General features: G+C 61.5%; 7 protein-coding genes. 5 read left to right on the plus strand and 2 right to left on the minus strand.

Annotated features, from left to right (window positions below):
• Nucleotides 1-90: 90 nt before the first annotated feature.
• Nucleotides 91-720 (minus strand): glutathione S-transferase family protein, encoded by a 630-nt coding sequence (locus GA0061100_RS33070; protein ID WP_075857092.1) that lies wholly within the window; start codon nucleotides 718-720, stop codon nucleotides 91-93.
• A gap of 249 nt (nucleotides 721-969) precedes the next feature.
• On the opposite strand from GA0061100_RS33070, the gene GA0061100_RS33075 reads away from it, so the two are divergent.
• A complete protein-coding gene (locus GA0061100_RS33075; RefSeq protein WP_075857093.1) occupies nucleotides 970-2,385 on the plus strand; it encodes an oligosaccharide flippase family protein in 1,416 nt (471 codons plus the stop codon).
• Nucleotides 2,386-2,387: 2 nt separating this feature from the next.
• Nucleotides 2,388-3,659, plus strand: coding sequence for a GNAT family N-acetyltransferase (locus tag GA0061100_RS33080; protein WP_075857094.1), 1,272 nt, complete (start codon nucleotides 2,388-2,390; stop codon nucleotides 3,657-3,659).
• Here the strand turns inward: GA0061100_RS33080 and GA0061100_RS33085 are convergent.
• Nucleotides 3,646-5,286 (minus strand): AMP-binding protein, encoded by a 1,641-nt coding sequence (locus tag GA0061100_RS33085; protein ID WP_075857095.1) that lies wholly within the window; start codon nucleotides 5,284-5,286, stop codon nucleotides 3,646-3,648. The genes GA0061100_RS33080 and GA0061100_RS33085 overlap by 14 nt on opposite strands.
• Before the next feature lie 252 nt (nucleotides 5,287-5,538).
• Between GA0061100_RS33085 and GA0061100_RS33090 the strand changes: the two genes are divergently transcribed.
• From GA0061100_RS33090 to GA0061100_RS33100, 3 genes are all read left to right on the plus strand, one after another.
• On the plus strand, nucleotides 5,539-6,519 hold the full coding sequence (locus GA0061100_RS33090; RefSeq protein ID WP_075857096.1) for an aldo/keto reductase: 981 nt from the start codon (nucleotides 5,539-5,541) through the stop codon (nucleotides 6,517-6,519).
• Nucleotides 6,520-6,838: 319 nt separating this feature from the next.
• Nucleotides 6,839-7,633: a class I SAM-dependent methyltransferase gene (locus GA0061100_RS33095; protein WP_075857097.1), complete on the plus strand. Its 795-nt coding sequence runs from the start codon at nucleotides 6,839-6,841 to the stop codon at nucleotides 7,631-7,633.
• A gap of 75 nt (nucleotides 7,634-7,708) precedes the next feature.
• Nucleotides 7,709-7,980: transposase (locus GA0061100_RS33100; protein WP_143525610.1), on the plus strand; the 272-nt coding region annotated here is incomplete at its 3' end.

Here is a 7,980-nt window from a genome sequence, read left to right on the forward strand (position 1 = left end):
GAATAAAATGCCGCCTCCGGGCGGCATTTCTGTTTGCTAGGCCTTGGAACGCCGCTCGGTGCAGAGCAACGATGGAAACTCCAGGCGCGCTCAAACCGCAGTATGTGGATCCTCACTATAGTGATGGATCGGATAGCCAGGCCCGATAACGTCAAGCACCCGATCGAACCAGGCGGTGAGTGCCGGGTGGTCGTCGAGAACGAAGCCGCAATCTGCTGCCCTGTGGGCATAGGCGTAAACGGCGATATCAGCGATTGAAAGCGTCCCACCAACAAGAAACGGCGTATTCTTCAACCCTCGCTCGAGCGCTGCAAGCGCACGAAGGCCGGCCGAGCGCTTGGCTGCGGCCATAACGGCATTGGATTCGAGCCGCCCCGTCAGCGTCCAGAAGCGCAACGTACCGATAACCGGCTCGACATGATACTGCTCGAAGAACAGCCACTGCATGACCTTGGCACGTCGATAGCGATCGGTCGGAAGAAACTGCGTGCCGTCGGCGACGTAAGCTAGAATTGCGTTGGACTCGGCAATGGTGCGCCCATCCTCCAGTTCGAGAACGGGGATGCCGCCTGCCGGATTGAGATCGAGAAAAGCGTCCGTGCGCCCCTCACCCTCGAAGATGGATACCAGACGGGTCTGGTGGGGAATATCGAGCAAGCCGAACAGAACCCTGGCCTTCCAGCCGTTCTGCGACGGCAGATAATCGTAAAGTGTGAGCATCAAATCCTCCTCCGATAGACCTTGGATTGTGCATGCCGGACGAACCTCCGCCACCCGTTTCCTGCACCGGCGGTTTGGCGCGGCAGCTCAGGGGCGAATTGCGCCTCAAGGTTGCTTTCCGGCTCGATCGACAAACAACCATCCACTTCGATAAGGCCACTTTTACGTGTCGCAAGAACCGATTCTTAACTCTCCTCTGCCAAGACTAACGCGAGTTTGGGATCATACTTAAAGTATTGCGTATCGATCATGGCGGTCTTTCAAACAGCGGAAAGAATGTTGCCGTCCGCATTGCGGGCCGCCCTATCGCCGTATCTGCGTAAGATGAGCACTCTCCTCACCGGTCAGGACGAGAAAGCTGCCTCGCAGCGCATGGCGCTGACAGCCTTCGTCATCCGCGTCGCAGGTGCTGCTCTCGCCTTTCTCTCGCAGATCATCCTTGCCCGCCTGATGGGTCGGTTCGAATACGGCATCTTCGTTTTCGTCTGGGTGTTGATGATCTTGTTCGGCAATCTCGCCTGCCTCGGCTTCCCGACCGCCATCATCCGCTTCCTCCCGAAGTATGACGCCAGCGGCAATCACGATGCCATTCGCGGCCTCAACGCCACGGCACGCCTGTTCGTAGTCGCCGTCTCGGGCACGCTGGCACTGATCGGCGCATTGCTGATCTACGCCTTACGTGGCATGATCGAACATTATTACGTCATGCCGATCTTTCTCGGCCTGATTGCCGTGCCGATGATCGCGCTCGGCGATGTTCTGGACGGCACAGCTCGCGCCAAGCACTGGCCGGTCATGGCCCTGAGCCCGACCTTCCTCATCCGCCCGACGCTGATATTGCTCTTCATGGTGGCCGCGATCCTCGCCGGCGCGCCGCGCGATGCCGTCACCGCCATGGCTGCGGCACTTGCCGGCGCCTTCACCAGCGTCCTGCTGCAATATCTCGCAGTGACGTTCCGCCTCCGCCGCCATTATCCAAACGGCCCAAAAGCCATTGAATTCAGCGCCTGGACAGCCGTCGCCCTGCCGATCTTCCTGGTTGAAGGCGTCGGCTATCTCCTCACAAATTCTGATGTCATCGTCGTCGGCATTTTCCTCGATCCGGATGAAGTCGCCGTCTACTTCGCCGCCGCCAAGACGATGGCCCTGGTGCTCTTCGTCTCCTTCGCCGTCAGGGCAGCCATCGGGCCGCGCTTTGCCGCCATCCTGGCCGAAGGCGATCGAAGCAAGCTCGCAGCCTTCGCGACCGAAGCGACACGCTGGTCCTTCTTTCCGGCGCTTGCCGTCGGCCTCGTGGTGCTGGCGGCCGGGCAACTCCTGCTTTCGCTGTTCGGGGCTGCCTTCACCGAGGGTCAGATCGTCATGGCGATCCTGCTTGCCGGCATCCTCGCAAGAGCGCTGGTCGGTCCTGCCGAAGTACTGCTGACAATGGCGGATAAACAGATGCTCTGCGTCTATCTCTATGCTGTGGCGCTCGTTGCCAATGTCGGCCTCAACGTCGCACTCATCCCGCATCTCGGTATCGAAGGAGCGGCAATTGCCGGCGCCACCGCCATGGCGATCGAAGCGCTGCTCCTGCACATCGCCGTCCGCCACGCGCTTGGCATTACTCTATTCGCCCTTATGCGACGCCCTGCGGCGCCATCGGCAACGAGGGCCTTTTGATCATGGCACGTCCCCCCTACACAGAAACCACCGACAGCCAAGTGAACGCCCTGACGCATACGCTCGCAGCGCTGCACTTCGAAACGCCGAAAGCCGAAGCCCGCGTCGAAATCGGCCGCGTCGGCCGCGAATTCTGCCTCTATCCCGGCAAGCTCGGCTACGAACTGCAGGACGAGCTGGACTTCCTGTCCAACCGCGCCATGGAGCCGAACGTCTTCTTCTCCGGCCGCTTCCTCGCGCCTGCTATGCCGCGTCTTGAGGATCGGCAGGTGCGGCTGGCGCTGATGCGGGACAATAGCAGCACGCGCAGCCGCATCCGCCTGCTGCTGCCCTTCACGGTCGACAAGCCGGGCTTCGCGATTGGCCCCTCGATCGTCCGCGTCTGGTCGAACTCCTTCGGCCCGCTCGGTACGCCTCTGCTCGACGCCGAGGATGCCGGCGAAACGCTCGACAACCTTTTCGAAGCGCTCTCCCGGCCGGAGCTGCATCTGCCGACCACACTCGTATTGCCGGATGTCCGCCTCAACGGTCGTTTCGTCCAGATGGCCAAGGTCATCGCCATCGGTCGGAACCTGCCGATCGCCGTCGCCAACCCGTTCCAGCGTCCAATGCTCCAGAGCAATGACGATGCGCTTTCCTATCTCAAGCGGGCGATTTCCAACGCGCACCTGCGGGAAATGCGCCGGCAGTGGCGACTGCTGGAAAGCCAGGGCGAAGTCACCTACAGCGTCGCGCGTCAACCGCGCGATATTCATACACGCATGGAAGAATTCCTGGCACTGGAAGCAAGCGGCTGGAAGGGCAAGAAGCGCTCGGCTCTCGTCACGGACCGGCACCATGCCGCCTTTGCCCGCGAGGCGATTTCCAACCTTGCAGCTATCGACGCGGTACGTATCCACTCCATCGATCTCAATGGCAAGGCCATCGCCTCGATGATCGTGCTCATCATGGGTGGCGAGGCCTATACGTGGAAGACCGCCTATGACGAAGCCTATGCCCGCTATTCGCCGGGCAAGCTGCTGATGGGTGAGCTGACGGAATGGCATCTCGACGACGCCAACGTCGTCCGCTCCGATTCCTGCGCGGTGCCGGATCATCCGATCATGAGCCGCTTCTGGCACGAACGGGAAGATATGGGCACGCTCATCATCGGCCTGACGCCGAACGGCGACCGCGACGTCCGCCAGGTGACCACGCAGCTCCACATGTATCGCAGCACCCGTAACATGGCGAAGCTGCTGCGCGAAAAGATCCTGTCGCTTACGAAGCGCTGACCTCTGCAGCCGCTCGCTCGCGCAGCAGGCGGCGGATCACCTTGCCCGACGTCGTCAGCGGCAGCGAATCGACAAATTCGATCTCGCGCGGATATTCGTGCATGGAAAGCCGCGTCTTCACCCAATCGCGGATTTCGGCCGCCAGCGCCTCGCTCGGCTCGTGACCGGGCACGAGGACGACGTAAGCCTTGACGATTTCCGTTCTGACGGCATCCGGTTTACCCACGGCGGCAGCAAGCTGCACGGCCGGATGGCCGCCAAGGCAATCCTCGATCTCGCTCGGGCCGATGCGATAGCCCGACGAGGTGATGACGTCATCGTCGCGGCCAACGAAGGAAATATAGCCCTCCGCATCCTGCCGGCCGATATCGCCCGTCAGCAGCCAATCCCTAGCGAATTTCGCCTCCGTCGCGGCCTCGTTCTGCCAGTAGCCGAGGAACATCACCGGATCGGGCCGCTTGATGGCGATCTGCCCCGTCTCGCCCACGGGAACCTCGACACCATCAGCATCGACGATCGCGACGCGATGGCCGGGTGCTGCCTTACCCGTCGCCCCGCCACGGCTGACGCCGAAGGCTTCGCTTGAGGAAAGGACGAAATTGCATTCTGTCTGGCCGAAGAACTCGTTGACGCTGACACCGAGCACGGATCGCGCCCATTCGAAGGTTTCGCGGCCAAGCGCCTCGCCCGCCGAACCGATGGTGCGCAGCTTGAGATCGTATTGTGCCCGCGGATTGTCGACGGCCTTCAACAGCCGCAACGCGGTCGGCGGGATGAAGGCGTTGCGCACCTCCATTTCTGCCATGATGCGGAAGGCCATGTGTGGGTCGAACTTCTGCGCCGGTGAGGAAACGACGGGAACACCGAGCATCAGGCTCGGAAGAAGCGCATTGAGAAGCCCGCCGGCCCAGGCCCAGTCCGACGGCGTCCAGAGCCTGTCGCCGGCCTGAGGAAAGCCCTCATGGGCAAACTGCATGCCCGGAATATGGCCCGGCAGAACGCGATGGCCGTGCAGCGCACCCTTGGGCGGCCCGGTCGTGCCCGAGGTGAAAATCATCAATGCCGGGTCGTCCGGGCCGGTGTCGGCTACCTCGAACAGCGGCGGATGCGCTGCCACCAGATCGGCAAAGCCGGCAACGCCCTCTTCTGCGCCATCGATGCTGATCACCTGCGTCAGTTCGGGCAGCCGGTCCCTGATCGGGCGCAGCCGCTCGAGACCGAACCGGTTGGTCACGATGGCCGACGCTCCCGACGCCTGCAGCCGGTATTCCAGCGCTTCGGCACCGAAGAGCAGCGCCAGCGGCAGGGCGATCGCGCCCATCTTGTAGATTGCCACATGTGCCACGACGGTCTCAAAGCTCTGCGGCAACAGCAGCGCCACTCGATCTCCCTTTTGCACGCCGAGCGCGACAAGCGCATTGGCGAAAGAGGCGGAGCGGTCCCGCAACTCACCGTAGGTCATGGAAAAGTGATTGCCGTCCGGATTGAAATGCTGGAGGCAGACCCGATCCGGTTCCTGTTCGGTCCAGGCGTCGCAAACAGCATGTCCCATGTTGAATTTCGCCGGAATCTCCCAACGAAAGTCGCGATAGAGGGCTTCATAAGTATCACGCGGGGGCAATTTCATGCAGAATTCCAAAAATTGTGCGGTGCAGCTAACACCTGTCGCCCACAGGGTTCAAGGAAACATTTGAGATTGCCGTCTTCTCTGCCGGACGAATCGCCTTATTTATTGAAGAATACTTCGAAGCTCTTCACGAACTGACGCACCGACCGGCGGCAAGCTTGACCCGCCGATTTGCTTTTGGTGACGCACGCATCCCGCCTTTGCGACGGCGGGCCTCTTTGCGCCGGATAATCGAATGGACGGAGAATAGCGATGGAATACGTAAAGCTCGGCAGGACCGGTCTTGAAGTCTCACGCATCTGCCTGGGTTGCATGACCTATGGCGATCCCAACAAGGGCACGCATGCCTGGTCGCTGAAGGAAGATGACAGCCGTCCGCTGCTGCGTCAGGCGATCGAAGCCGGCATCAACTTCCTCGATACGGCCAACACCTATTCCAACGGCTCTTCGGAGGAGATCGTCGGTCGCGCCATCAAGGATTTCGCCAAGCGCGACGACATTGTGCTAGCCACCAAGGTCTTCAACCGCATGCGCCCTGGCCCGAACGGCGCCGGCCTGTCGCGCAAGGCGATCTTCGACGAGATCGACAACAGCCTGCGCCGTCTCGGCACCGACTATGTCGACCTCTACCAGATCCATCGCTGGGACTATACGACGCCGATCGAGGAAACGCTGGAAGCGCTGCATGATGTCGTCAAGGCCGGCAAGGCGCGCTACATCGGCGCCTCCTCCATGTATGCCTGGCAGTTCGCCAAGGCGATCTACACCTCGCGCCTCAACGGCTGGACCGAGTTCGTCAGCATGCAGGACCATCTGAACCTGCTCTACCGCGAGGAGGAGCGTGAGATGCTGCCCTTCTGCGAAGACCAGAAGATCGCCGTCATCCCCTGGAGCCCGCTTGCTCGCGGCCGGCTTACCCGCGACTGGGACGAAGCGACGGCCCGCACCCAGTCCGACGAATTCGGCAAGACGCTCTACACGCAAGCGCTGGAAGCCGACCGCAAGATCGTCGAGGCCGTCGGCACTGTCGCCAAGGCACGCGGCATCCCGCGCGCACAGGTCGCGACCGCGTGGATCCTGCAGAAGAGCGCCGTCACCGCACCGATCATCGGCGCCTCCAAGCCCGGCCACATTGCCGATGCCGTGGCCTCGCTGGAGGTCAAGCTGACGACGGAGGAAATCGAGGCGCTGGAGAGCCCTTATGTCCCGCATGGGGTTGCCGGGTTCAAGTGATCGGGGATTGGGGGCTGGGCGCGGTTGATGAAGCCACGTTTCCTGCCTGGCCCCTCACCCCAGCCCTCTCCCCGCTTGCGGGGAGAGGGAGTTACCGCATCCCATAGCCCGTTCTAGACGAATGGCAGAGCCGCAAATACGGAGCAGTTCCCTCTCCCCGCGAGCGGGGAGAGGATTAGGGTGAGGGGCAGCCCTACACTCCAGAACCCAATGGGGCTTGCCATCGCGCGCACCACAAATCGCGCAAAAGTGACTTCACGAGCAGGTCATAGTTGGGGATTAACAGGTGGTGGTTCCTTTCCCCCGAGGATGATATCCAATGATCACAGTTCCCTTCGAAGCGCGGCGCTTTCAATCGACCGCGGCCTATTACCTGCGTTATCGCATCCCCTATCCCGACAGGCTGATTACCCGCGTCGCGGAGCGCAGTGGCCTGAAGCCTGGCGGCCATGTACTGGATCTCGGTTGCGGCCCCGGCCAGCTCGGCATCGCCTTCGCGCGGCTGCAGGGCGCGGCCGTCACCGCCATGGACCCGGAGCCGGAAATGCTCGCTGAAGTCGAGGCCGGCGCGAAGGCGGCTGGCGTCGACATCAATATTCGTCAGGGCTCGTCCTATGATCTCGGCGCCGAGATCGGCAAGCTGCACCTCTGCGTCATGGGCCGCTCCTTCCACTGGATGGACAGGCCGGCAACACTCCAGGCGCTGGACAAACTGATCGAGCCCGGCGGCGCCGTCGTCCTCTTTCACGATAAAGGCATCCTGGCGGAACCGAACTGGCGCGACATTCTTGAGCCGCTGATGGAAACCTATTCGCCCGAACGTAGCGGAGAGCGGCAGATGCGCAGAGGCAAGGAATGGGCGCCGCATGAAGCCATGCTGCTCGCCTCGCCTTTCCGCAATCTGGAGCGGATCGGCATCGTCTCGGAATATGAAAGGGATATCGAAGAGATCGTCGGCCGCATCTTCTCCATGTCGTCGACCTCGCCGCAGGCGCTCGGCGACAAGGCGGCCGATTTCGAAGCGGCGCTGCGCGCCGAACTGCTGGCGGTCGCGCCGGATGGCAAGTTCAAGGAAATCGTCGAGGCGAACGGACTGCTCGCCTTCCGCGACTAGGGTCCAAACCCAATCAAGCTATTGATTGAAAGTAATTCCTGTGATTCACTTCCATGATAATGGGAGTTTTTGATCATGGCAGGAGAGTTCTGGCTTAGCGATCAGCAGTGGGCATTGATTGCCCCTCTGCTTCCGACGAACCAACCCGGCGCTCACCGCACCGACGACCGTCGGGTGATCAGTGGGATCATCCATGTGCTGCGATCGGGGTGCCGATGGCAGGATTGTCCAGCTTGCTACGGGCCTTCGACAACCGTCTACAACCGCTTCCATCGCTGGTCTGCCAAAGGAATATGGCGACGGCTATTTGAAGCCGTAGTGCAAACATCTGATCGGGACATCCATAT

The organism is Martinezella hainanensis (assembly GCF_900094555.1).
Lineage (GTDB): Bacteria > Pseudomonadota > Alphaproteobacteria > Rhizobiales > Rhizobiaceae > Rhizobium > Rhizobium hainanense.